The following is a 23,154-nucleotide window of genomic DNA, read 5'->3' on the forward strand; positions in this document are numbered from 1 at the left end:
CGCAGGAGCCCCCATGCATCATCACCGCCCCGGTCCGCTCGACCGAATCCGCCGCACCCTCACGCCCATTGCTGTCGGCGGGCTGCTAGCCATCGGCTCCACCGCCCAGGCCGATGCCCTGTTGCACTACGTCGACGACGAAGGACTGGAGAGCCAGATCCTGGTGCGCGGCGACATCGTGCGCATGGAGCTCAACGAGTCCATCAGCGGCACCTCCGGCTACATGCTCTTCGACGCCAGAACCGACCAGCTGACGGTCGTGGACGACACGGAACAGACCTACACCCCGCTGACTCGCGAGGTGATGGACCAGCAGATGCGCGCCATGACCGACATGGTCAGCGACCTGCGCCGGCAAATGGAGCAGCTCCCGCCCGAGGTGCGCCAGCAGCTCGAGGAGGAGCTGGGCATTGGGTCGGAGGGTTTCGATGCCGAGATCAACACCCGCCCCACCGGCGAACAACGCGAGATCGGGGACTTCGTCTGCGACGATTACGAGGTGCTGATCGACGGCCAGGTGCAAAGCACGGTCTGCGTAACGGAGCCGGATACCCTGGGCCTGGGCAGCGCGGATTTCGCGACCCTGGGCGCCCTGATGGATCGCCTGTACGAGCTGTCCCTGAACGCCCTTGAGGCCGGCGGGCCGATGGCCTCGCAGATGGGCGCCTCCCTGCTGCCGCGCGTCGACGGCATCCCACTGCAGGTCAGTGAAAAGGGCGGCGTGACCACGCGGCTTGCCGGCATCTCCACCGACGACCTCAGCGCCGCACTCTTCAGCGTCCCCGACAGCTATGCCGAACGCGATCTTTTCTGACACCCGGCGCCGACGGCTGCCGCTTGCCCTGGCCGGCCCCGGGCTTCTGCTGCTTGCGGCCTGCAGTGCGGGCCCCGAACCCCGCGGAGGGGACACCGCGCCCGTTGCCACACCCGAAGGCCTTGCGGACGGCCCAATGAGCCCCACGCCCGAGGCTGGCCTGGAACGCTCCGAAGTCGTGCTGACCGCCCTCGGTCACCTCGATACCCCGTACCAGTACGGCGGCACCGAGGCCACCGGGCTGGACTGCTCGGCCCTCGTCCAGCGGGCCTACCGCGAGGCCGGGCGCGCCGTCCCGCGCACGACACGCGACCAGGCCCGCGCCGCGACCCGACGCGAGGGACCGCCCACCCCGGGTGACGTGGTGTTCTTCGCCATTAACGGGAATCAAATCGACCACGTCGGGGTCTACGTGGGAGACGGCCGCTTCGTGCATGCGCCCAGCGCACGGGGTCAGGTTCGCATCGAGCATCTGGACAACCCGTACTGGGCGCCCCGAACCCGCTTTGCCGGTCATTTCTTCAACTGACCGCGATCAGAGCCCGCCCGTCGTCGCCGGATCCACCGCTGACGGCGCGCATACAACCCCATCCTGGCCAGGCCTGGAATCACAATAGAGGAAGGAACCATGAAACCACTCACCGGTATTTCGCGCACCTTGCGCCACTCCGCCCTGGCGATCGGCCTGGGCCTCGGTCTCGCCGTCGGCGGCACCGCCAGCGCCTATGAGACGTTCATGGAGACCGACGAACGCGTCATCTTCACGACCGAAGGCGAATACGACTTCTACTTCGAGATGGTCGAAGAGGCCATCGCCGCTGAAGGCCTGGTCATCAACAACGTCGGCTACATCGCCAACATGCTGGACCGCACCGGCGGACAGGAAAGCGGCGAAGGCATCTACCTCAACGGGCAATCGGTCGACTTCTGCAGCGCCACCTACTCGCGCGCGACCATGGAGGCCGATCCGCACAACATGCTCTTCTGCCCCTACATCATCACGGTCTACGAGCTCTCCGAGGAACCGGGCACAATCTACATGGGCTACACGCCAGTTCCCGAAGTCGGCGACAAGGACTCGAAGGAAAGCCTGCGCGCCGTGAACGAGCTGGTCGAGCGCATCATCAAGGAAGCCCTCGCCTTCTGATCCCAAGGGCCTTTGTCGCAACGAAAAATGCCCGGAAGCCTTGCGGCCCCGGGCATTTTTATGTCCCCTGTCCTGCATGGCTAGGACAGGGTGATTCGGACAGGCGTGACCCGGGTCAGGGCGTCTGATCCTCTTCCGCCCCTTCCTTCTTCACCGGCAGCAGGACCTGACGGTCCACACCCAGCATCAACGCCGCGGTCGCCGCGATGAAGATCGACGAGTACGTCCCGACGACCACCCCGATGATCAGCGCAATCGAGAAGTTCTGCAGGGCCGCCCCACCCAGAATGGCGAGCGAGAGCAACACCAGCAGGGTGGTCAAGCTGGTCACGATGGTCCGCGCCAGGGTCTTGTTCACCGCATTGTTCATCACCTGTTCCGTGCTCTGCTTGCGCAGCACACGGAAGTTCTCGCGTATTCGGTCGTACACCACGATGGTGTCATTCAGCGAGTAGCCAATCACCGCCAGCACGGCGGCGAGCACCCCCAGGTCGAACTCCATCTGCAGCAGCGAGAAGATCCCCAGCGTGATCAGCACGTCGTGCACCAGCGCCAGCACCGATCCAATGGAGAAGCGCCACTCGAAACGCACTGCCACATAGATCAGGATGCCGGCCAGCGCATAGATCATCGCCAGACCGCCCTGCTCGCGCAGCTCCTCGCCGACGGCCGGACCGACGAACTCCACGCGGCGAAGGTCCGGATCAGACGGCCCACCTTCCTGCAGGGCGTTCAGGACCCGGTTGGACAACATCGCCGGGTTGTCGTCGTCTTCGCTTGGCGGCAGGCGAATCAGCACATCGCGCGAGGTGCCGAAGGTCTGAACCTGCGCCCCCTCATAGCCGCCCGCCGACAGGGTCTCGCGGATCGTATCCAGCTCCACCGCTTCGGGGTAGCCCACTTCCACCAGGGTCCCCCCGGTGAAGTCGATCCCGAAGTTCAGCCCGCGGGTGGCCAGCAGCGCTACCGAGATAATGATCAGGACCAGCGAGATCGCGATCGTGATCTTGCGCTTGCCGAGGAAATCGATGTGCGATTCAGCGAAATTCAGATGCGGAAGCATGGTTTTCTCCGCGCTCAGATGGACAGGCGCGTCAGTCGACGCTGGCGCCCGTAGGTCAGATTGACGATTGCGCGGGTCACGATGATCGCGGTGAACATCGATGCGATGATCCCGATCGACAACGTGATGGCAAAGCCCTTGATCGGCCCGGTGCCGAACAGGAACAGCACCAGGGCCGCGATCAGCGTGGTCACGTTGGCGTCCGCGATGGTAGTGAACGCTCGGTCATAGCCCGACGAAATCGCCGCCTGGGGTGACAGTCCGTTGCGGATCTCCTCGCGTATGCGCTCGAAGATCAGCACGTTGGCGTCTACCGCCATGCCGACGGTCAGCACGATCCCCGCGATCCCCGGCAGGGTCAGGGTCGCCTGCAGCATCGACAAAACCGAGACGATGAAGATCAGGTTCAGTGCCAGCGCCACGTTCGCGATCAGTCCAAAGGCGCGGTAGTAGAGGATCATGAAGATCATCACCAGGATGAATCCGATCACCACCGACTGCATGCCGCGATCGATGTTCTCCTGGCCCAGGCTCGGACCCACCGTGCGTTCCTCGACAATCGACATCGGCGCGGCCAGCGCACCGGCGCGCAGCAGCAGCGCGAGGTTGCGCGCCTCACGCGTGGTATCCAGACCCGAGATCTGGAAGCGTCGGCCCAGCGGCTCGTTAATGCGCGCAACGTTGATGACCTCTTCGCTGCGCGAGGTACGCATGACCTGCTCGCCGTCTTCCTCCACCGTCTCGGTGGTCGTCTCGATGAACACCGACGCCATCAGGCGGCCCACGTTATCCGAGGTCACGCGCGAAAAGATGCGCGCCCCCTGGCCATCGAGATTGATGAACACGGCCGGGCCGCCGCTATCCTGGGCAATCCCGGAAGAGGCGTCGGTAATATAGTCACCGGTGAGCATCACCTGACGCTGCAGCAGCACCGGGGTCCCGTCACGCTCGTGGTACAGGCGCGTCCCGGACGGTGCGCGGCCGGTTTGGTCGGCCTCCATCGGGTCGCCGGCCTCGGAGACCAGGCGAAACTCCAACGTGGCGGTCGCACCCAGTACTTCCTTGGCCCGCGCGGTGTCCTGCACGCCCGGCAGCTGCACCACGATCCGGTGCTCGCCCTGCTGGGCAATGATCGGCTCGGCCACGCCCAGCTCGTCCACGCGCGAACGCAGGGTGGAGATGTTCTGCTGCAGGGCCTGGCGGCGTAGCTCGGTCAGGTGGTCATCGCTCAGGGTGGCCACCATGCGGGTGGTTTCGCCGCTCCCACGGATCTCCCATTCCAGCTCGCCGCGATATTCGCGGGTCAGCCAGCTCTCGGCCGCCGCGAGGCTTTCCTCGTTCGCGAACATCACGGTCAGGTCACTGGAACTGCGCTCGATCGTGCCGAACGTCAGACGTTCGTCGCGCATCCGCCCGCGCAGCTCGTTGGAGTAGCGCTCCATCGCCGTGCCGATCACGGCATCCAGATCGACTTCCATAAGGAAGTGCACCCCGCCGCGCAGGTCCAGACCCAGCGCCATCGGCTGGCCATTGATTGCGCGCAGCCAGTTCGGCGTCGCCGGGGCCAGATTCAGGGCGACGGTGTGGTTGTCATCCAGGGCATTGCGCAGGATCTCCGCGGCCAGCGACTGCTCGTCGGTGGTCTCGAAGCGCAGGAGTAGCTGCCCATCGTCCTGCTCCTCCACCTGTTTCGGCGTCACGCCCTGGGCACCCAGGATGGTGCCCATCAGGTCACGGATGTTCCCGTCGATCTCGCCGGTGACCGGATTGCCGATCTGCACCGACGGGTCTTCCGGGAACAGGTTGGGCGCGGCATACAGCCCCGCGCCCAGAACGACCACGACGATCAGGGCGTACAGCCACGCCGGATAGGAATTGCGCATATCAAAAACCCTGGAGGGCGTTTAGAGATCTTTCAGCGTGCCCTTGGGCATCACGGAGGCGACCGACTGCTTCTGTACCGCCACGTTCACGCCGTCGGCAATGTCGACCTTGATGAAGTCGTCGCTGACTTCGGTAATCTTGCCGGCCACACCGCCATTGGTGACGATCTCGTCGCCCTTGGACAGGGCCTCGACCATGGAGCGGTGCTCCTTGGCGCGCTTGCTCTGCGGGCGGATGATCAGGAAGTACATGATCGCAAAGAAAATAACGATCATGATCAGGAACTCGATCATGCCGCCGCCGGCCGCTCCACCTTCCTGGGCATGCGCTGCAGAAATCAGAAAGTCCATCGAAACACTCCGTCTTCGGTTCAGATTCGGACGCTACCGGGGAGCTCGGGCCACACCCGGCGAGCGAAAAAATACCGCGCGGATTATGGCACAGGCGGGATTGCCATGCCGCGTCGACTGTAGAAATCGGCGACGAACTCATTCAGGGCGCCGGCCGCGATCGCCTCGCGCAATCCGCGCATCAAATCCTGGTAGTAATGGAGGTTGTGGGTCGTCGCCAGGCGCGAACCGAGGATCTCGTTGCACTTGTCCAGGTGCTTCAGATACGCCCGCGAATAGTGGCGACAGGTGTAGCACCCGCATTCCGGATCGACCGGGCCGACATCGTCGCGGAAGCGCGCATTGCGGATGCGCAGCACGCCCTCGCGGGTATAGAGGAACCCGTTGCGGGCATTGCGGGTCGGCATCACGCAATCGAACATGTCCACGCCGCGTCGCACGGCCTCGACGATGTCCTCCGGCCGGCCCACCCCCATCAGGTAGCGCGGACGATCCTGCGGCAGCAGCGGCAGGGTGGCATCCAGCGTCTGCAGGCGCTCGTCCTCCGGTTCGCCCACCGACAGCCCGCCGATCGCGTAACCGTCAAAGCCGATCGCCTGTAACCCCTCGGCCGACTCCCGCCGCAGGTCCGGGTACATCCCGCCCTGCACGATGCCGAACAGCGCCGCCGGGTTGTCACCGTGTGCCGTGCGTGAACGCGCCGCCCAGCGCAGCGACAACTCCATCGACTGGCGCGCCGCTTCCTCGGTCGCCGGATAGGGCGTGCACTCGTCGAAGATCATCACGATGTCCGAGCCCAGCTCGCGCTGCACCTGCATCGAGGACTCCGGCGTCATCAGCACCTTCGAGCCATCCACCGGCGACTGGAAACGCACACCCTCCTCGCTGATCTTGCGCATCTCCGCGAGGGAGAAGACCTGGAATCCGCCGGAATCGGTCAGGATCGGGCCCTCCCAGTGCATAAAGTCGTGCAGGTCGCCATGCGCCCGGATCACCTCGGTGCCCGGGCGCAGCATCAGGTGGAAGGTGTTACCGAGGATGATCTCCGCGCCCAGCTCGCGCAGCTCCTCCGGCGTCATCGCCTTGACCGTGCCGTAGGTTCCCACCGGCATGAAGGCCGGGGTCTCCACCGTCCCGCGCGGGAAGTGCAGACGGCCGCGGCGCGCCGCGCCATCGGCGGCCAGATTCTCAAACTCCATCGGACTCTCCCGCGGCGGTGGCCATACTCGGGGGCAGATCATCGCCCTGCCCCGGCGCCAGCCACATCGCGTCGCCGTAACTGAAAAACCGGTAGCGCTGTGCCACCGCGTGGGCATACGCATCCAGGATCCGGCGATAGCCGGCAAATGCCGCCACCAGCATCAACAGCGTGCTCTGCGGCAAATGAAAATTGGTCACCATCCGGTCCACCACCCGAAATCGATCCCCCGGCTGGATGAATAGCCGCGTCTCGCCCTGGAACGGCGCCAGTTCTCCCCCCGCGGCCGCGGTCTCCAGCGAGCGCACGCAGGTCGTACCGACCGCGACCACACGCCCGCCACGCGCCTTGCAGGCCGCTACCGCCGCGCAGGCCTCGGGCGACACCTCCAGCCACTCCGCATGCATCTCGTGCGCCGCGGTGTCCTCGACCTTCACCGGCTGGAAGGTCCCCGCCCCGACGTGCAGGGTCACCGTCGCGGTCTCCACCCCCGCCGAGCGCAGGCGCCCCAGCAGGGCATCATCGAAATGCAGGCCCGCCGTGGGGGCGGCAACCGCGCCCTCGCGCGCCGCGAACACCGTCTGGTAGCGATCGGCATCATGCGCCTCGTCGGCGCGCTCGATATAGGGCGGCAGGGGGATGTGCCCATGCTCGCGCAACAACGCGAGCACATCGTCCGCATCAACCAGGGCCAGGCGGAAGAACGGGCCGTCGCGGCCGGTTACTTCGACGGTAAAGGCATCCGCCAGGCGTAGCCGGGCCCCGACCTTCGGCGCCCGGCTGGCGCGGACCATCGCCAGCACTTGGCCGGGCGACTCGATTCGTTCGACCAGAACCTCCACCTGCCCCCCGCTCTCCTTGCGCCCGAAGACACGCGCCGGAATCACCCGGGTATCGTTCAGCACCAGCAGGTCACCCGGCCGCAGAAGATCCTCGATCGCTGCAAAGCGAGCGTCCCGCGGCCGCTCTTCCTCCAGGACCAGCAGGCGCGAACCCGCCCGGTCCGGTAGCGGATACTGTGCAATCAGCTCCGGCGGGAGCTCGTAATCGAAATCGGCGACACGCATGGCGCGCGATCCTACCACGCACCACTCGACGCGGCGCGGAGTGCCGAAGATCGCTCTGCCCCGTTTGTGCCGCAGAGAACCTGCGCTACACTACGGCCCCACAAGCCGGGATGGCGGAACTGGTAGACGCGCCGGATTCAAAATCCGGTTCTGGCAACAGAGTGCGAGTTCGATTCTCGCTCCCGGCACCAAATTTTCTCGGGCCCGCCGCCAGGCCCAAACCCCAGGGAAGCATCCAATGATGCTTCCCTGGCACCAGGCCGGTGTAGCTCAGTTGGTAGAGCATCTGATTTGTAATCAGAGGGTCGCAGGTTCGACTCCTGTCGCCGGCTCCATTTTTCTCGGGGAACACCCCGGCACCGGCCGGATCGCCCGCAATCCGCACCTCATTGCCGGGCCGGTCGTACTACCAGAGTGGATGCCACCATGTCGTGCAGTCCTTGCTTGCGTTCGGTGAACGCGACCATCAGAAAGCCGATGTAGAGGGTCATGGCGGAGAGGATCTTGGACCAATAGCGAGCGTTGGCTCGCCCGAAGCCGATCCGCTGGCCATCCGCATCCGTGACTCGCAGGCCCAGCATCCGCTTGGCCGGTGTCGCCTGCCAGCCGGACGACTCGAAAACCGTGAAGTAAAGCCAGAACACAGCCGTCCCCATCACGATCCCCAGCAAGGCCCCGGCGCCAGCAATCACCTCGGGTTCATGGCCCACCATCGTCATGCCCAGGACAAAGCTCAGGGGCAGCACGACCAGCATCCCCAGGATGTTGGCGAGCACCCAGTCGATCAACAACGCCAGCGCCCGATACCAAAAGCCGGCGTATTGGGCGCAAGCCCGGGGCGTCGCAACCTCGCACTCGACGCCCAACGCCTGCGGCTTTAGCGCCGTCCCGCACCCGTGACAGAACCGCGCTTCCTGGTGGACTTCCTGTCCGCATTGCATACAGAACATCTCACTCTCCTTGTGTCATGCCCGTTCCCGGGCCCATCTGAAGGCCTTCTCCTTGGTCTGGCATCCGCCTGAAACGCGCGCGCCATCACTTGTCCCGCCGTGCGCGGAAGAAACGGCGCAGTCGCTCTCCGGCCACATCCCCGAGCACTCCACCTGTCACATCGATGCGGTGGTTGTGCGCGGGGTGGCCGAACAGCTCCAGGGCGCCTCCGGCGGCCCCGGTGCGGGGGTCGCTGGCACCGAATACCACGCGCGCTAAGCGGGCGTGGATCATCGCGCCGGCACACATGCTGCAGGGTTCAAGGGTCACGTAGAGCGTCACACCCGGGAGCCGGTAGTTCTCCAGGCGCTCACCGGCGGCCCGGAGCGCCCGGATTTCGGCGTGCGCGGTCGGGTCGTGCAGCCCGATCGGCGCGTTGTGGCTGGCCGCCAGGCATGTGCCATCGGCGGCCACCAGCACCGCCCCCACCGGCACCTCGCCGACCTGTGCCGCTTGTTCGGCCTGTTCCAGGGCCTTCTCCATCCAGTAGTCATCGGCCCCTGCGTGATCCGGCGCGGGGCCGGCGCCGCTAGGATCCATTCGCCGCGCTCGGGCGTGGTTCGTCCAGCGCCGCCTCGATCGCGGGCGCCAGGTCGGCCGGCTTTTTCTGCGGGGCGAAGCGGTCGATCACGCGGCCGTCGCGCCCGACCAGAAACTTGGTGAAGTTCCACTTGATGCCCTGCGTGCCCAGGGCACCCGGCGCCTGGGCCTTGAGATACCGGTAGAGCGGATGCGCACCGTCCCCGTTCACCTCGATCCTGGCGAATACCGGGAACGCGGCCCCGAATTTCACCCCACAGGCCCGAATCTGGTCCGCGTCTCCCGGTTCCTGCCCGCCAAACTGGTTGCAGGGGAAGCCCAGCACCCGGAACCCCTGTTCAGCGTAGCGATCGTGCAGGGCCTGCAGGCCCTCGTACTGGGGAGTAAAACCACACTGGCTCGCGACATTCACGATCAGCAGGACATCGCCCCGCCAGTCCGCCAACGGCTGCTCGCCTCCCTCCGGCAACGGCGCGGAAAAGTCGAAAACGTCGCTCATTCGCGGGCCTCCCCTTCAGCTGCACGCAGCAGTTCGTGCTCCAGCTCCGCGAGGACATCAGCGGTCGCCTGCGACAACGCGGAGACCAGGCGCGCCGCCGAACGCCGGTCGATGGTGTGTTGTGCCTCCATGTGGACCAGGCGGGAACGCTCCGCAGTGCGCAACTGGGTGCGCAGGCCTACACGACCGACCCCGCGCACCGGGTCATCGGGACCCACCTCGCCCAGCTCTTCCAGATTCGCGGTATCGAGATCGCCATACAGGGCCGTCACCAGGATGTGCAATTGCACGGCCGGACGCCCCTGCGCGCGCGCAGCGGAGGCGTTGTCGACCAGCTCGATGGCCGCCCCGTGGCGCGTCCAGCGTTCCCGCAGCAGCTGCTCGAGCTGCTCCGCCGGCGCCAGGAACCATTCGTTGTAGTAGTCCGACTCGTAGCGGTGATCTCCCAGTCGGTAGACCAGCCCCTTCCCGCCATACGCCGGCGCCACCCGCACCGACCCCAGCTCCACGGCCAGCGGTTCGCTCGTCTCGGCCATTCGCGGGGCCGGATCGGGCGGGAGTTCCAGCAGGAACCACGCGCGGTCCACTGCATCGCGCTCGGGAATCAGCGTGCAGCCGCCCAGCGTCCAGGCCATCAGTAGAAGCGCGGGAAGGGTCCATCGGGTCATCGGTTTACTCCTCGTCCATCGAACTGCGCGGCGGCGGGGCACCGAACAGCGCACCTCCGGGATTGCGGCGAACATCGTCCGACAGGCTGCGCAAGCCGGTGATCGTAGCCTGCAGCTCGTCCAGAGTCTCCAGCAACTTGCTCTCACTGACGTCCATCCCCCTGTCCAGTCGCTCCACCATGGCATCCATCCGGTCCACCAGGCGCCCGACATCGGCCGCCTCGGCGGTCTCGCGCAGTTCGCGCAGCGCGGCGCGGGTCTCGCTGGGCAGGGCCTGGGTATCCGGATGCTCGACCAGACGCTCGACCGACTCCATCACCCGGGTCGCCGTGCGGGTCGTGGTCTTCAGTTCGTCGATCATTTCATCGGCCTGCTCCGCCAGGCGCCCGGTATCCAGTTCGTTAAGCGTGGTATCCACGGTCACCAAGAGGTTGGTCAGGTTGTCCACGACGCCCTCGATATCCAGCTCGTCGATGCGCTTGAGCAGGTTCTCCGCGTATTCGAGGAACTGCATTGCGGTGCTGGGCGCAGACGGCACATAGATCGAGTGTGGCTCCCAGTCATGGGCTAGTGGCGGATGGGTTCCCGGCTCGGAGAAATCCGTCTCCAGGTAGCTCATGCCGGTGATTCCCTGTGCCGCCATGCGCACGCGCAGCCCGGCCTCGACCAGATTCTCGAGAATACGGGTCTCGAACTCGCCTTCCCGCGCACTGGCGGCAAAACGGTCCGGGTACAGCCGCGCCCGCACCATCACGTAGCGCCGGCGATCACGCGGGCGCACATCGGATTCGTAGACCACCGAGGTAAAGGTCAGGTCGGTCACCTCGCCGATGTTCACGCCGCGAAACTTGACCGGCGCCCCGATCTCCAGGCCCTGGATCGAGGAATCCATGTAGGTCTCGATCTGGATGGACGGGCGCAGCAGGTTACCCGCCGTCAGGATCAGCAACGCCGCCACCAGGGCCGCCAGCCCGCCGAGGATGAACAACCCCAGTCGGAAATGATGTCGGGCACTCATGCGGACCTCTCTTGGTCGGAATCCGTCCGCCGCAGGAAGCGCTGCACCCACGGATGATCTGATGTGTCACGCAGGGTGGCCGGGTCGCCCTCGGCGGCAATCCCCTGACTCTCCTTGTCGAGCATAATCACCCGGTCGGCAATCGCAAAAATGCTGGCCAGTTCGTGACTCACGATCACGATGGTCATGCCCAGGGTCCGGGCCAGGCGCTGGATCAGCCGATCCAGATCCGCCGAGGTGATCGGGTCGAGGCCGGCAGAGGGCTCGTCCAGGAACAGGACCTCCGGGTCCAGCACCATGGCGCGGGCGATGGCCGCGCGTTTCTGCATGCCGCCGCTGATCTCCGAGGGCATGAAATCGGCGAAGGCCCCCAGCCCCACCAATTGCAGACGGGCGCGCGCGACCGCATCCATCGCCTCGCGCGGGAGATCGGTGTGCACCTCCAGTGGCAGGCGCGCGTTCTCCAGCAGCGTCATTGACCCGAACAGCGCCCCCATCTGGTACATCACCCCGACCCGGCGCAGGATCGCCTCGCGCTGCGCGCCCTCCGCCTCGGTGATATCCGCACCGGCGACCCAGATATGCCCGGCCTGCGGCCGGTTAAGCCCGATCATGTGCTTGAGAAGCGTGCTCTTGCCACTACCGGAGCCTCCCAGGATGACGAAGATCTCGCCCCGGCGAACATCGAAGTTCAGATCGCGCATCAGCACAAGGTCATCGAAACCCATGGTCAGCCCGCGAACACGGATAACCACTTCGCCTTGCGTGCCATCCGGGACGGTCATGCCCGCGTCGGTCATGCCTCAGACCCCCAGATGGTAGAACAGCACGGCGAACACGCCGTCCAGCACCACGATGAGAATGATGGATGTCACTACCGCGCTGGTGGTGGAAAGCCCGACCGAGGCAGCCCCGCTGCCGGTCTGCAATCCGCGCAGACAGCCTACCCCGGCGACCACCAGGCCGAACACCACCGCCTTGACCAGCCCGGAAAACAGGTCCGAAAGTGACAGTGCGGACGTCACCTGATTGAAGAACGCCACCCAGGGAATGCCGAAGCCTTGCATCACCACTGCAGCGCCGATCAGCCCGATCATGTTCGCGTACAGGGCCAGCAATGGCGCAACCAGCAACCCCGCGAGCACCTTCGGCAGCACGAGAAAGCGCACCGGATCCAGCCCCATCGTCTTCAGGGCGTTGACTTCCTCGTTCACCTTCATCGTGCCGATCTCGGCCGCAAAGGCGGCGCCCGAGCGGCCCGCCAGCAGGATCGCCATCATCAACGGCCCCAGTTCGCGGAACAGCGACACCGCCACCAGGTTGGCGACGAAGATCTCGCCCCCGAACTGGCGCATCGCGATCGCCGACTGAAAGGCCAGGATCACGCCCAGCAGGAAGGCAATCAGCGAGACGATTGGCAGGGCCTGGAAGCCCGCCGCCTCCGCCACCCGCAGGGTATCGCCCCACCGCACCTGGCGCGGGTGGCGCAGGGCACTGCCGACGGCCTGGGTCAGCTCGCCGACAAAGCTGAACTGCAAGTGCGCCGCACGCCCCACCCGGTCCACGCCGTCCATCCACCCCTGCCACCAGCCACGCCCGTCCGCAGCCCGAGCCGGCTCGACCGCATCCAGCTCCCGATAGGGGGCAAGCTGCTCCTCGACCATGCGGCTCATACCCTCGAACTGGACCTCGGCGTCTGCGCGCGCGAAGTCTTGCTCCAGCGCATGCAGCAACGCCGCCCCCGCCCCGTCGCAGTACTCGACGCCCCGCAGGTCAACCAGCACCGCACCCGCCGCCTGCTGCCCCAGATCGCGGGCGCGGCGCCGCAGCGAGCCCCAGTGTTGCTCCACGGCATGCACGTCCAGCCGCCCCGACAGGCGCAGCCGGGGTGCGGGATCGACTGTGGCATCATATTCGAACGGGGGTTCCGCACTGGCGGCCGTGGAATCCATCGCGTGACTCGCGGAGAACGAACCTTCATGGTAGCCGCATCCTGGACCCTGGAACCATTCGCCGGTGAAGAACTCAAGGCAAACTGCCAATCCATCCGCAGCAACCCACAACGAGGCTCGAATGTCATCGGCCAAGGACGCCCTGCAACAGGTAGAACGCGCACTGAACGAGGTCCTCCTTGGCAAACCCGAGCCGGTGCGCCTGGCGCTGGCCTGCCTGCTGGCCAATGGGCACCTGCTGATCGAGGACGTGCCCGGGGTGGGCAAGACCACCCTGGCCCACGCCCTGGCCCGGGCGATGAACCTCGAGTACCAACGCGTGCAGTTCACCAGTGATCTGCTGCCCGGCGATGTCCTCGGTGTCTCCATCTTCGAGCAGGCCAGCGGCCAGTTCCGCTTCCATCCCGGGCCGATCTTCACCCAGGTCCTGCTCGCCGACGAGATCAACCGCGCGCCCCCGAAAACGCAGAGTGCCCTGCTGGAAGCAATGGAAGAGCGCCAGGCCAGTGTGGAGGGCGCCACCCGCGAATTGCCGGTGCCGTTTTTCGTCATCGCCACCCAGAATCCGGAGGAGCAGGTTGGCACTCACCCGCTGCCGGAATCCCAGCTCGACCGGTTCCTGATGCGCATCCAGCTTGGCTACCCGGACGCCGGCGCCGAACGGGCCCTGCTGGAACGCAGCGGTCCCGCCCCCGCGGCCGCACCGGTGGCGGAGAGCCACCCCACTCCGCCCAGCCTGGTGGCCCCGCACCAGCTGCGGGAGTGGCAGGACCGGGTAGCCGAGGTCCATGCCGGTGCGGAGGTCCTCGACTATCTCCAAGGCCTGATCAGTGCCAGCCGCGACCGAGCGCGCTTCGCCCACGGCCTGTCACCGCGTGCCGGGCTGGGACTACTGCGTGCGGCCCGGGCCCACGCCTTCCTGGAGGGCCGTGACTACACGACACCCGACGATATCGCCCTCGTATTGCCAGCCGTTGCCGGACATCGGGTGCGCGCACGCGAGCCGGAGCCCCCCGAACGCACGGTCGCGCGCCTGATGGAATGCGTCCCGACTCCGTGACCGGACCGGCCCGCTCGCGCGGCCGAATGGCCCGCCTGCGCGACGATGCCATCCGCTGGATCACCCGGCGCCACGCACACGATGGCGACCAGGCGCACCTCGGGCGCGACCGCATCTACATCCTGCCCACGCGTGCCGGGTACACCCTGTTCGGCATCATCCTGGTGATGCTCCTGGGGGCGATCAACTACTCCAACAACATGGCGTTCCTGCTGACCTTCCTGCTGGTGGGCATCGGCCATAACGCCATGTGGTATACCCATCGCAACCTGCTGGGGCTGCAGGTCTCCACCCTGCCCGTCCCTGCGGTATTTGCCGGTCAACCGCTGCCCCTCCCGCTACGCCTGAGCGAGACCGCTGGACGGGCCCGCGAGGCCCTGGTCCTGCGCATCGGGGCGCACTCCAGCGCCCCCTTCCCGGTCCCGGCACAGGGGACCCATACCGCACAGCTGGAACTCCCCGGACTCGCGCGCGGCGTCTACCGCCTGCCACGCCAGCGGCTGGACACACGCTACCCGCTGGGCATCCTGGAGGTCTGGAGCTGGCTGACCCTGGCGCCGGAGATCGTGGTCTACCCGGCGCCGATCGATCCGGGACACACCGCCGGGGACGATGGCGAAGAAGCCGCAGGGGCACACGACCGGCGCGAGGGCGATGCGCCCGACCAGATCCGCCCCTACCGTGCGGGGGATCCACCCGGTCGCATCGTCTGGAAGGCCTTCGCCCGCAGCGGCAAGCTGCATGTCCGTGAATTCGCCAGCGGCCAGGGTGATCGCCTGTGGCTGGAATGGGGGGCCATGCCCGCCTCCGATACCGAGACCCGCCTGTCCATGCTGTGCCATCAGGTACTCGCGGCCCACGCGGAGGGCCGCGTCTTCGGCCTGCGCCTGCCAGACCAGGCCCTGGAGCCGGCCCAGGGAGTGATTCACCGCGATCACTGCCTGCATGCCCTTGCGCGATTCCGCAGCAACCCGGTCGAATTGAACCCGGAGCCGGGCTCATGAGAGACAAGACCACCAGGCCTGCAGACCACACGGATCTGCGCGGATTGGAGCTGGCCCTGGTCGCCCTGCCGGTCGCCGCCCTGCCACACGTCTGGCATCAGCCACCGTGGATCACCGCGCTGGTCGTGCTCGCGATCGCCGCGCGGGCGTGGCTGCTGGGCACGGGCCGCCCCGCCCCTTCGCTGGGCGTGATGAGCGTGCTGGCCGTGATCGCCGGTGGCCTGACCTTCGCGCAGTTCGGCACCGTATTCGGCCAGGAGGCCGGCACCGCGCTGTTGCTGGTGATGATCGCCTTCAAGCTGCTGGAGACCCGCAACCGCCGCGACATCGTGATCGCACTGTTCCTCGGCTACTTCGTGGTGGTCACCACCTATTTCTTCGACCAATCCATCCTGATCGCGGCCTATTCGCTCCTGGCCACCTGGCTGCTCACCGCCGCACTGATCCAGGTGCATGCCGGACGCGTGATCCCCCGCCCGCGCCTCGCGCGGCAGGCGGGCGCCATGCTGCTGCATGCCCTGCCCTTCATGCTGATCCTGTTCTTCGTCTTTCCGCGCGTCGAGGGTCCGCTGTGGGGCGACCCACAACGCGAGCAGACCGCGCGCACCGGGTTGTCCGGCGAGCTCAATCCCGGCGATATCGCCAACCTGCTGCAGGACGAATCGACCGCGCTGCGGGTCGAATTCGACCGCCAAGTGCCGCCCCTGCGGGCGCAATACTGGCGCGCCCTGGTCATGACGGACTTCGATGGCCGGCGCTGGTCCGCGGACGAAAATCGCTCGGTGATCCAGCCCACGGCCGCCGACACCGACAACGTCATCCGCTACACCGCCACCCTGGAGCCCACCCGAGCGCGCTATCTGCCGATGCTGGATTACCCAAGCGCCCTGCCCGAGGATGCCGAGCTGCGCGCGAACTACCAAGTCCTGCGCGATCGCCCCGTGACCAGCCGCATCCAGTACAGCGCCGAGGCCGCCCTGACCACCCCACCCGGAGCGGGCGAACCCACACTGGATCCACAGGAGCGTACCCGCGCACTGCACCTGCCGACTTCCGCCGCGCCCCGGTCGCGGGCCGAGGTTGCCCTGTGGCGCGCCACCCACGGAGACGACGATCGCGCCATCATCCAGGCGGCGCTGCAACGGTTCAGCGCCGAGCCATACCGCTACACCCTCCAGCCCCCACGACTCGAAGACGACACCACCGACACCTTCCTGTTCGAGACCCAGGCCGGTTACTGCGAGCACTATGCCTCCGCGTTTGCAGTGCTGATGCGCGCGGCCGATATCCCGACCCGCGTCGTCACCGGCTACCAGGGCGGAGCATGGCAGGCCCGTGGCGAATACCTGCGCCTGCGCAACGCCGATGCCCACGCCTGGAACGAGGTCTGGCTGGATGGCGAAGGCTGGATCCGGGTCGACCCCACCGCCGCCATCGCACCCGAACGCATCGAACAGGGGCTGCCCGGGCTGGCCAGCGACACCGGCGAGGAGATACCCGGCTTTCTTCGCCGCGGGGAGGGGCTCTCCTGGCTGCAGCGGGCGCGCTTCGGGATGGACGACTGGGGCGACTTCGTACGCTTTCGCTGGGAAAGCTGGGTGCTGGCCTTCGACCCCGAACGCCAGCGCGAGCTGTTCGCTCGCCTCGGGCTGGATTCGCAGGACTGGCGCTCGGTCCTGATCGCGCTGGGGGTTGGGTTCGGCAGCCTGGCGCTGATCGCCCTGACCTGGGTAGGGCTGCGCCGGCCGCGCCAGCGGCACGCGCCCGCCGATCGCGTGCTGCAACAACTATCGCGCCGCATCGCGCGCCACGACCGCCGCCTGGCCCGCCAGGCCCACGAGCCTGTGGATGCCTGGTCCCGCCGCGTCGCACGGGCGCGCCCGGATCTGAGGGAATCCTTGAAGGCCTTCGCAGAGGCCTACAACCGCCAGCGTTTCGCCCCGTTGACGCCCGAACAACGCCGAGAAGATTTGCGTCACCTGCGCGGCCTGCAGTACACGGTACCGCGAGGGAAGCCGCCCGCGCCCGGACCGGACCCCGTCCAGGCGTAGTGCGCGCTCGTGTTTCCGGCGCCCCAAACGAGTCGGGGCCGTCCGGTCTGTCTGACCCGGACGGCCCCGTTTTCTGTCCACGACCCGCGGTGAGCGAATCGTCCCGCGTGACGCCTTATGCCGCGTCGTTACGGAAGATGAAGTGGTGCCGCGCACCGCGCCGCTCGTCCTGACGCCGCGCGACCTTCTGCACCTCGGGACGGTTGGCAAACTGCGCCAGGGTAATCCCGTCGAGGAAGTCGTAGAGCTGCTGGCTCAGGTCGTCCCACAGCTCGTGGGTCAGGCAGCGATCGCCGTCCTGGCAGTCCTTGTGGCCCTTGCAGCGCGTCACGTCGACGGATTCATCCACCGCCGTAATGATGTTGGCAATGCTGATCTGGTCCGCACGCTTGGCCAGGCGATAACCACCACCCGGGCCCCGCACGCCTTCCACCAGATCGGCCTTGCGCAGCTTGGCGAACAGCTGCTCGAGGTAGGACAGCGAAATGCCCTGGCACTGCGAGATGTCGGCAAGCGTCACAGGACCGATCCGGTCGTGAATCGCCAGATCCATCATGGCCGTCACTGCATAGCGGCCCTTGGTTGAGAGTTTCATGCTTGTTGCCTCCGAATAACCTTGAGTATGTGTCCTGCTCGACATCCGTTCGCAGGCTGGCATCCATTCTTAATTCCTGACAACGCCTGTCAAGAATAATTCCTTACTTACCTGACAATGGTAGTCGGGAATAATTCCCTCATTCTAGCAGGCGAATGAAGAAAGATCACGGAATGCTAACGTAGGTATTCAGAACCGTTCCATGCAACGGAGTTCCCCGGCACAAGAGCGAATCGGCAACGGGCCAGCCCTGGCAGAAGGCAGGGGGGAGGAAGGACGAAGAGACGATATGCCCGAGCGGAGACGCGCTTTTCCGATGGGTACCGGAGATGACGGACGTGCCCGTCCGGGCACTTGGCTTGTCAGCCGGACGGCCGACTGAGCTCCGGCACGGCCGGACCCTCGAGGATCATCACCAACGTCCCGACCGGCAGGCGCGGGAACAGCTCGATCACTTCATCGTTGCGCATGCGCACACAGCCCTCCGAGGCCGGTTCGCCAATGCGTCCCTCCTCGTCGGTCCCGTGGATGTAGATGTACCGGCGCAGCGAATCCACATTGCCGCCCCGATTGATGCCCGGCTCCAGCCCTTCCAGCCAGAGGATCCGCGAGGTGATGTTATCGCGCGGGCTTTGCGCGCCCGGTTCGGTCAGGATTTCCGCGATCTGGCCGGTGTTGCCGCGGGCACGGAAGATCGTGCCACGCGGCGCGCTGTCACCGAAGCGCTCGGCAATCCGATGCAGGCCCAGCGGCGTCTTGAAGGTTCCCTCTTCGAAACCCACCCCGCGCGCCGAGGTCGACACATCGAAGATCTCCGTCACCCGCCCGGCCTCCCAGACGTACAGCCGCTGCTGATCCACCCGGACCACCACCACCGGGACATCATCCGCATTGGGGGCTCGTTCGCGGGCATCCCGGACGACGGGTTCGATCCATTGGAGACTGGGCAAGAGCACCTCGCGTCTACTTCTTGTTGGCCAGATCCAGCACCTCGCCGGCGACCGGCGTGTTCACCAGCCCGTCACCGCGCAGCGCTGCGAGGTGTTCCAGGTAGTCCGGAGGCAGTCCAGTCACGTACTCCCCGGTGAAGACCGAGCAGTCGAACTCCTGAATGTTCCGGTTGCCGCGGCGCACGGCCTTTTGCAGGTCTTCAAGGTCCTGGTAGATCAGGCGGTCGGCGGCAATCGCCTCGCACACCTGGGCCTCGTCCCGACCGTGGGCAATCAGCTCGTCGGCGGCCGGCATGTCGATCCCGTACACGTTGGGATAGCGCACCGGCGGCGCGGCCGAGGCGAAATAGACCTTCTTCGCCCCGGCCTCGCGCGCCATCATCACGATCTCGCGCGAGGTCGTGCCGCGCACGATGGAGTCGTCCACCAGCATCACGTTCTTGCCGCGGAACTCCAGCGAGATCGCGTTGAGCTTCTGGCGCACGGATTTCCGCCGCTTGGTCTGGCCCGGCATGATGAACGTACGCCCGATGTAGCGGTTCTTGATGAACCCCTCGCGGTACTTGATGTTCAGTTCGTGCGCCATCTCCAGCGCTACGGTACGGCCGGTGTCGGGGATCGGTACGATCACGTCGATGTCGTGATCCGGCCAGATACTCCGGATCTTTTCGCCCAGCGCGGTCCCCATGCGCATGCGCGCGCGGTGGACGAACACGTTGTCGATCACCGAGTCTGGGCGCGCGAAGTAGACGTGCTCGAAGATGCACGGGTTCAGGCGGGTCCCCTCGGCACACACGCGCGTGCTGACCTCGCCGTCCGGCGTGATGAACACCGCCTCGCCCGGTGCCAGGTCCCGCTCCAGATCAAAGCCCTGGGACTCCAGCGCGGCACTTTCGGAGGCGACCATCCATTCGCGCCCGCCCTCTTCGGCCTCGCGCGAGCCATAAACAATGGGCCGAATGCCGTGCGGATCGCGGAACGCCAGCAGACCGCCCCCGGCGATCATCGCGACCACCGCGTAGGCGCCTTCGGCCCGCTGGTGCACGCGCTCCACCGCATCGAACACGGAATCCGGCGTCAGCCCGTTGTCGAGGAAGCGCAGCAGCTCCTGGGCGAAGACGTTCAGGAGGATCTCGGAGTCCGAGTCGGTGTTGATGTGCCGGCGATCCGTGGCGTACAGCGCCTGCTTGAGCTCGCGCGCGTTGGTCAGGTTGCCGTTGTGCCCCAGCGTAATCCCGAACGGCGAGTTCACGTAGAACGGCTGCGCCTCGGCCGAGCTGGACGAACCGGCCGTCGGGTAGCGCACATGGCCGATACCCATATGGCCCGTCAGGCTCTGCATGTGCTGGTTGTTGAACACATCGCGCACCAGACCGTTGTCCTTGCGCAGATGCAGCCGCCCGTCATCGTCACAGGTCACAATGCCTGCGGCATCCTGGCCCCGATGCTGCAAGACCAGCAGGGCGTCATAAAGGGGCTGGTTCACCGGGCTGCGCCCGACGATTCCGACAACTCCACACATACGGTTTCAGGCTCCAGGGTTTTGCAAACGCTGACCAAAGCCGTTCACGGCCTGTCAGCACACGTTGCGCTGCAAATGCCGTTTGCAGCTCGCTTCTAGGGCGTCGCCGGCTCGTCGGCGTCGGGGATTACTTCTTCGACCGGCTCGTCACTCGCCAGCAGATCATGGATCTGTTCCTGCCAGCCTTCCGGCAATTGGGCAATCAGCCAATCCACCAGGCGCTCGAACTCCGGGATCAGGCGGCTGTTTTCCCACCAGGACTCGTCCGGCATCAAGGTCAGCGAGGCAAGGAAGATCAGCACCGCCACCAGCAGCACACCGCGCAGCAGCCCAAAGATCACGCCCAGCGAGCGGTCGGTACCGGTCAGCCCGGTCCCCTTCACCAGGCGATTGGCCACCACGCCGAGAATGCCGCCCACAATCAGGACGCCAATAAAGATCAGAGCGAAGCCAATGCCCAGGCGCAGGGTGGCATCCGACACCGCCTGGGGGACTTGTTCCGCCACCTCGGCCGCATAGCGGATACCCAGCCACACGCCCACGATCCACGTGGCGAGCGAAAAGGACTCGCGCACGAAGCCACGGAAAAGGCTGATCAGCCCTGACACAACGATCAGGGCGATGATGATGAGGTCGATCCAGTTCACGGGGCCGGCATCGCGTGCTGAAAGGGCGCGTAGTTTACCCCAGCCATCGGTTCCTCGCAGGGTGCCCCGGTCGTCATGGCCATCAGGGGTGTGCCACCACGATACCGGACAACTCCAGCTCGTCCTGCAGGCGTTCGCCCAGCTTCACGGCCTCCTCGCGCTGCGCCAGCGGACCGACCTTCACCCGGTAAATCGGGCGGCCATCGGCCATGGAGTCATCGATGAAGGCGGGCCAGCCCGTGTCGCGCAGGCGGGCCGCCTGCTCGCGCGCGTTGTCCTCGCCGCGGAAGCTCCCCACCTGCACCGCCCACCCGGCCTGGACCGGCTCGTCTGGCTCGACCGAGCGCACCGGCGCATCCTGGCGGGCCGCGGAACCTCCCTGCTCCCCAGCGGCCGCGCGCGCGCCCTCGCCATTCTCCAGGCTGTGCAACTCGGCAACCGGCCTGTCGCGTTCCGCCACCGGCGCGGCGGGTGCCGTGTCCCGACGTGCAGCCGGGCGCTCCGATGGCAGGGCGATATCGGGCTCGGCAAAGGTGGGCGCCGCGGGCACCGGGTCATCGATCCCGCTCATGTACTCGTACCCTGCCCCGTCGAACAACCAGGGCAAAAAGATGACCGCCAGCACGATCAGGATGACCGCGCCAACCAGGCGAAAGCGGATGGGATTGTCGCTGCTGGTCATGCGGTCATCCGAGGGCGGCGCCAGGGCCAGTTAAGGAAACACTACACGCCTGTGACACTACGCTCGCTCGCGCCGGCGTCGCAAGCCGTCGGGCGTGACGCGCCTGACGCTCAAAGGGCATGCACAACCTCGCCCGCGCCACCAAGCGCCTCGGCCTGTCCGGACAGTGCCAGGTCGGCCAGGTCCTGCGACTGCTCCAGTACCGCCGCCACGGTGTAGAACGAACCGAACACCACCACCCGGCCGCAAGGTCCGGCGCAACGCGTTGCTTCTGCGATGGCCGCCGCGACGTCATCCACGCGGGACACCCGGCGTTGTCCGCTCGCCTCCAACTCGGTGGCCAGCGCCGCGGCGGGCAATGCCCGCGGCAGGTCCAGCGGGACTGGCACCCAGGCATCGACGAGGCCATCCAGACGACTCCACATGGCGGCCCGCTCCTTGTCCGCCATGACGGCGACCAGGGCCACCACCGCGCCCGGGACGGGATGCGCCTCCAGCCAGCGCGCCAGTTCGTTGACCGCATGCACGTTGTGGGCAACATCCAGCAGCCATTCCGGCTCGCCGTGTAGCCGCTGCAGACGCCCCGGCGCCGAGATCGCCAGGGCCCGACTGACGACACCATCGTCGAGCCCCCGGGCCAGTCCCAGTGATTCGACCACAGCGAGGGCCGTAGCCGTGTTCAGGAGCGCCGCACCATCAATCCGGGCGGCTGCGCCCTCGACCCGCCATTCGCGCGCCGTCCCCTGCCACTGCCATCGTAGCGTCGTCGCGTCGCGCGTCAGGGCGAAATCACGCCCACTGCGCAGGACCTGCGCCCCCAGTTGTGCGGCATGCTCCAGCACGCTGGCCGGCGGTTCGGGCTCGCCCAGCACTACCGGGCGATTGGGGCGCATGATACCGGCCTTCTCGCGGCCGATCGCCTCGCGACTGTCGCCCAGCCAGGTCTGATGATCGAGGTCCACCGCGGTGATCGCAGCGACGTCGGCATCCCAGATGTTGACGGCGTCCAGGCGCCCGCCCAGCCCCACCTCCAGCACCTGTACCGCGACTCCCTGCTCGCGGAACAGCCAGACCGCGGCCAGTGCACCGAATTCGAAATAGGTCAGGGAATCCTCGCCGCGAGCCTGGTCGATCGCCTCGAAGGCACGGCACAGGGCGGCATCGGAGACGGGCTCGCCGTCGATGCGGATGCGTTCGTTGTAGCGCAGCAGGTGCGGCGAGGTGAACAGGCCGACCTTCAGCCCCTGCGCCTGCAGCAGGGCCGCGGTGCGCGTCGCCACCGTCCCCTTGCCGTTGGTCCCGGCCACGATCACGGTGGGCGGTCTGCCGGCCCCACGCAGCCCCAGGCGGTCGGCCACCAGGGCAATGCGCTCCAGGGTCAGATCCATTCCCACGGGATGCAGTTGCTCCTGGAAGGCGAGCCACTGCGCCAGGGTCGTGAAGCGCACCGGCT

At 66.6% G+C, this 23,154-nt stretch carries 24 protein-coding genes and 2 tRNA genes; 8 read left to right on the forward strand and 18 right to left on the reverse strand.

Translation table 11 applies throughout. The features are described 5' to 3' along the window. Positions 1-13: 13 nt before the first annotated feature. From G335_RS0111825 to G335_RS0111835, 3 genes are all read left to right on the forward strand, one after another. The gene (locus G335_RS0111825; RefSeq protein ID WP_018176887.1) at positions 14-814 is read left to right on the forward strand and encodes a hypothetical protein; all 801 of its coding nucleotides are present in this window, start codon (positions 14-16) and stop codon (positions 812-814) included. Then, positions 792-1,343 carry a C40 family peptidase gene (locus tag G335_RS0111830; RefSeq protein ID WP_231368507.1) on the forward strand — a complete coding sequence of 184 codons (552 nt, stop codon included), beginning with the start codon at positions 792-794 and terminating at the stop codon, positions 1,341-1,343. Before G335_RS0111825 ends, G335_RS0111830 begins: the two co-directional genes overlap by 23 nt. A 99-nt stretch (positions 1,344-1,442) precedes the next feature. Continuing rightward, positions 1,443-1,961: a DUF302 domain-containing protein gene (locus G335_RS0111835; RefSeq protein WP_018145830.1), complete on the forward strand. Its 519-nt coding sequence runs from the start codon at positions 1,443-1,445 to the stop codon at positions 1,959-1,961. Between the two features lie 115 nt (positions 1,962-2,076). Here the strand turns inward: G335_RS0111835 and secF are convergent, their stop codons facing one another. The 5 genes from secF to queA all read right to left on the reverse strand — a co-directional run bounded on the left by secF (position 2,077) and on the right by queA (position 7,523). Then, positions 2,077-3,024 carry a protein translocase subunit SecF gene (gene secF / locus G335_RS0111840; RefSeq protein WP_018145831.1) on the reverse strand — a complete coding sequence of 316 codons (948 nt, stop codon included), beginning with the start codon at positions 3,022-3,024 and terminating at the stop codon, positions 2,077-2,079. Positions 3,025-3,038: 14 nt separating this feature from the next. After that, a complete protein-coding gene (secD, locus tag G335_RS0111845) occupies positions 3,039-4,907 on the reverse strand; it encodes a protein translocase subunit SecD (protein WP_018176889.1) in 1,869 nt (622 codons plus the stop codon). A 21-nt stretch (positions 4,908-4,928) separates the two neighbouring features. Continuing rightward, a complete protein-coding gene (gene yajC, locus G335_RS0111850; protein WP_018145833.1) occupies positions 4,929-5,258 on the reverse strand; it encodes a preprotein translocase subunit YajC in 330 nt (109 codons plus the stop codon). 83 nt (positions 5,259-5,341) lie between these two features. Further along, entirely contained in the window at positions 5,342-6,457 is a 1,116-nt protein-coding gene (gene tgt / locus G335_RS0111855; protein ID WP_018145834.1) for a tRNA guanosine(34) transglycosylase Tgt, read from the reverse strand. Beyond that, positions 6,447-7,523 (reverse strand): tRNA preQ1(34) S-adenosylmethionine ribosyltransferase-isomerase QueA, encoded by a 1,077-nt coding sequence (queA, locus tag G335_RS0111860; RefSeq protein WP_018176890.1) that lies wholly within the window; start codon positions 7,521-7,523, stop codon positions 6,447-6,449. Before queA ends, tgt begins: the two co-directional genes overlap by 11 nt. Before the next feature lie 104 nt (positions 7,524-7,627). Between queA and G335_RS0111865 the strand changes: the two genes are divergently transcribed. Next, a tRNA-Leu gene (locus G335_RS0111865) sits at positions 7,628-7,714 on the forward strand. Positions 7,715-7,782: 68 nt separating this feature from the next. Next, positions 7,783-7,858: transfer RNA gene (locus G335_RS0111870), tRNA-Thr, on the forward strand. A gap of 51 nt (positions 7,859-7,909) precedes the next feature. Here the strand turns inward: G335_RS0111870 and G335_RS0111875 are convergent. From G335_RS0111875 to G335_RS0111905, 7 genes are all read right to left on the reverse strand, one after another. Continuing rightward, the gene (locus G335_RS0111875) at positions 7,910-8,473 is read right to left on the reverse strand and encodes an RDD family protein (RefSeq protein ID WP_018145836.1); all 564 of its coding nucleotides are present in this window, start codon (positions 8,471-8,473) and stop codon (positions 7,910-7,912) included. Between the two features lie 85 nt (positions 8,474-8,558). After that, positions 8,559-9,053 carry a tRNA adenosine(34) deaminase TadA gene (gene tadA, locus G335_RS0111880; RefSeq protein WP_018145837.1) on the reverse strand — a complete coding sequence of 165 codons (495 nt, stop codon included), beginning with the start codon at positions 9,051-9,053 and terminating at the stop codon, positions 8,559-8,561. Continuing rightward, entirely contained in the window at positions 9,043-9,552 is a 510-nt protein-coding gene (locus G335_RS0111885) for a glutathione peroxidase (RefSeq protein WP_018145838.1), read from the reverse strand. The genes tadA and G335_RS0111885 overlap by 11 nt, the downstream gene beginning before the upstream one ends. Next, positions 9,549-10,220 carry a membrane integrity-associated transporter subunit PqiC gene (locus G335_RS0111890; RefSeq protein WP_026182119.1) on the reverse strand — a complete coding sequence of 224 codons (672 nt, stop codon included), beginning with the start codon at positions 10,218-10,220 and terminating at the stop codon, positions 9,549-9,551. Before G335_RS0111890 ends, G335_RS0111885 begins: the two co-directional genes overlap by 4 nt. A gap of 4 nt (positions 10,221-10,224) precedes the next feature. Further along, positions 10,225-11,238 carry an MlaD family protein gene (locus G335_RS0111895; RefSeq protein WP_018145840.1) on the reverse strand — a complete coding sequence of 338 codons (1,014 nt, stop codon included), beginning with the start codon at positions 11,236-11,238 and terminating at the stop codon, positions 10,225-10,227. After that, on the reverse strand, positions 11,235-12,038 hold the full coding sequence (locus tag G335_RS0111900) for an ABC transporter ATP-binding protein (protein WP_018176891.1): 804 nt from the start codon (positions 12,036-12,038) through the stop codon (positions 11,235-11,237). The genes G335_RS0111895 and G335_RS0111900 overlap by 4 nt, the downstream gene beginning before the upstream one ends. A gap of 3 nt (positions 12,039-12,041) precedes the next feature. Next, positions 12,042-13,190 carry an MlaE family lipid ABC transporter permease subunit gene (locus G335_RS0111905; RefSeq protein WP_018176892.1) on the reverse strand — a complete coding sequence of 383 codons (1,149 nt, stop codon included), beginning with the start codon at positions 13,188-13,190 and terminating at the stop codon, positions 12,042-12,044. A gap of 121 nt (positions 13,191-13,311) precedes the next feature. Here G335_RS0111905 and G335_RS0111910 point away from each other — a divergent pair, with 121 nt between their 5' ends. Genes G335_RS0111910 through G335_RS0111920 form a run of 3 tightly spaced genes read left to right on the forward strand, consistent with a single transcriptional unit; the run spans position 13,312 to position 17,305 of the window. Beyond that, the gene (locus G335_RS0111910; protein ID WP_018145843.1) at positions 13,312-14,250 is read left to right on the forward strand and encodes a MoxR family ATPase; all 939 of its coding nucleotides are present in this window, start codon (positions 13,312-13,314) and stop codon (positions 14,248-14,250) included. Continuing rightward, entirely contained in the window at positions 14,232-15,254 is a 1,023-nt protein-coding gene (locus G335_RS0111915) for a DUF58 domain-containing protein (RefSeq protein WP_018145844.1), read from the forward strand. Before G335_RS0111910 ends, G335_RS0111915 begins: the two co-directional genes overlap by 19 nt. Positions 15,255-15,298: 44 nt before the next feature. After that, the gene (locus G335_RS0111920; RefSeq protein WP_018176893.1) at positions 15,299-17,305 is read left to right on the forward strand and encodes a transglutaminaseTgpA domain-containing protein; all 2,007 of its coding nucleotides are present in this window, start codon (positions 15,299-15,301) and stop codon (positions 17,303-17,305) included. A 115-nt stretch (positions 17,306-17,420) separates the two neighbouring features. On the opposite strand, the gene iscR is transcribed toward G335_RS0111920, so the two are convergent. The 6 genes from iscR to folC form a co-directional block, all read right to left on the reverse strand. Continuing rightward, on the reverse strand, positions 17,421-17,900 hold the full coding sequence (gene iscR, locus G335_RS0111925) for a Fe-S cluster assembly transcriptional regulator IscR (RefSeq protein ID WP_018145846.1): 480 nt from the start codon (positions 17,898-17,900) through the stop codon (positions 17,421-17,423). Between the two features lie 362 nt (positions 17,901-18,262). Beyond that, positions 18,263-18,850, reverse strand: a complete 588-nt coding sequence (locus G335_RS0111930) for a L,D-transpeptidase (RefSeq protein WP_018176894.1) — start codon at positions 18,848-18,850, stop codon at positions 18,263-18,265. Positions 18,851-18,863: 13 nt separating this feature from the next. Next, complete coding sequence (purF, locus tag G335_RS0111935; protein WP_018145848.1) at positions 18,864-20,372, reverse strand: amidophosphoribosyltransferase; 1,509 nt, start codon at positions 20,370-20,372, stop codon at positions 18,864-18,866. Positions 20,373-20,467: 95 nt separating this feature from the next. Next, complete coding sequence (locus G335_RS0111940) at positions 20,468-21,019, reverse strand: CvpA family protein (RefSeq protein ID WP_018145849.1); 552 nt, start codon at positions 21,017-21,019, stop codon at positions 20,468-20,470. 82 nt (positions 21,020-21,101) lie between these two features. Continuing rightward, on the reverse strand, positions 21,102-21,701 hold the full coding sequence (locus tag G335_RS0111945; protein WP_018145850.1) for an SPOR domain-containing protein: 600 nt from the start codon (positions 21,699-21,701) through the stop codon (positions 21,102-21,104). 110 nt (positions 21,702-21,811) lie between these two features. Continuing rightward, positions 21,812-23,149 (reverse strand): bifunctional tetrahydrofolate synthase/dihydrofolate synthase, encoded by a 1,338-nt coding sequence (gene folC, locus G335_RS0111950; RefSeq protein WP_018145851.1) that lies wholly within the window; start codon positions 23,147-23,149, stop codon positions 21,812-21,814. Between the last annotated feature and the right edge of the window lie 5 nt (positions 23,150-23,154).

It is taken from the genome of Thioalkalivibrio sp. AKL8, from assembly GCF_000380525.1.
In the GTDB taxonomy this organism is placed as follows: Bacteria; Pseudomonadota; Gammaproteobacteria; order Ectothiorhodospirales; family Ectothiorhodospiraceae; genus Thioalkalivibrio; species Thioalkalivibrio versutus.

Coding starts and splice junctions, on each gene's coding strand:
- G335_RS0111825 (WP_018176887.1), top strand. CDS start 14: ATGCATCATCACCGCCCCGGTCCGCTCGACCGAATCCGCCGCACCCTC.
- G335_RS0111830 (WP_231368507.1), top strand. CDS start 792: ATGCCGAACGCGATCTTTTCTGACACCCGGCGCCGACGGCTGCCGCTT.
- G335_RS0111835 (WP_018145830.1), top strand. CDS start 1,443: ATGAAACCACTCACCGGTATTTCGCGCACCTTGCGCCACTCCGCCCTG.
- secF (WP_018145831.1), bottom strand. CDS start 3,024: ATGCTTCCGCATCTGAATTTCGCTGAATCGCACATCGATTTCCTCGGC.
- secD (WP_018176889.1), bottom strand. CDS start 4,907: ATGCGCAATTCCTATCCGGCGTGGCTGTACGCCCTGATCGTCGTGGTC.
- yajC (WP_018145833.1), bottom strand. CDS start 5,258: ATGGACTTTCTGATTTCTGCAGCGCATGCCCAGGAAGGTGGAGCGGCC.
- tgt (WP_018145834.1), bottom strand. CDS start 6,457: ATGGAGTTTGAGAATCTGGCCGCCGATGGCGCGGCGCGCCGCGGCCGT.
- queA (WP_018176890.1), bottom strand. CDS start 7,523: ATGCGTGTCGCCGATTTCGATTACGAGCTCCCGCCGGAGCTGATTGCA.
- G335_RS0111875 (WP_018145836.1), bottom strand. CDS start 8,473: ATGTTCTGTATGCAATGCGGACAGGAAGTCCACCAGGAAGCGCGGTTC.
- tadA (WP_018145837.1), bottom strand. CDS start 9,053: ATGGATCCTAGCGGCGCCGGCCCCGCGCCGGATCACGCAGGGGCCGAT.
- G335_RS0111885 (WP_018145838.1), bottom strand. CDS start 9,552: ATGAGCGACGTTTTCGACTTTTCCGCGCCGTTGCCGGAGGGAGGCGAG.
- G335_RS0111890 (WP_026182119.1), bottom strand. CDS start 10,220: ATGACCCGATGGACCCTTCCCGCGCTTCTACTGATGGCCTGGACGCTG.
- G335_RS0111895 (WP_018145840.1), bottom strand. CDS start 11,238: ATGAGTGCCCGACATCATTTCCGACTGGGGTTGTTCATCCTCGGCGGG.
- G335_RS0111900 (WP_018176891.1), bottom strand. CDS start 12,038: ATGACCGACGCGGGCATGACCGTCCCGGATGGCACGCAAGGCGAAGTG.
- G335_RS0111905 (WP_018176892.1), bottom strand. CDS start 13,190: ATGGATTCCACGGCCGCCAGTGCGGAACCCCCGTTCGAATATGATGCC.
- G335_RS0111910 (WP_018145843.1), top strand. CDS start 13,312: ATGTCATCGGCCAAGGACGCCCTGCAACAGGTAGAACGCGCACTGAAC.
- G335_RS0111915 (WP_018145844.1), top strand. CDS start 14,232: ATGCGTCCCGACTCCGTGACCGGACCGGCCCGCTCGCGCGGCCGAATG.
- iscR (WP_018145846.1), bottom strand. CDS start 17,900: ATGAAACTCTCAACCAAGGGCCGCTATGCAGTGACGGCCATGATGGAT.
- purF (WP_018145848.1), bottom strand. CDS start 20,372: ATGTGTGGAGTTGTCGGAATCGTCGGGCGCAGCCCGGTGAACCAGCCC.
- G335_RS0111945 (WP_018145850.1), bottom strand. CDS start 21,701: ATGACCAGCAGCGACAATCCCATCCGCTTTCGCCTGGTTGGCGCGGTC.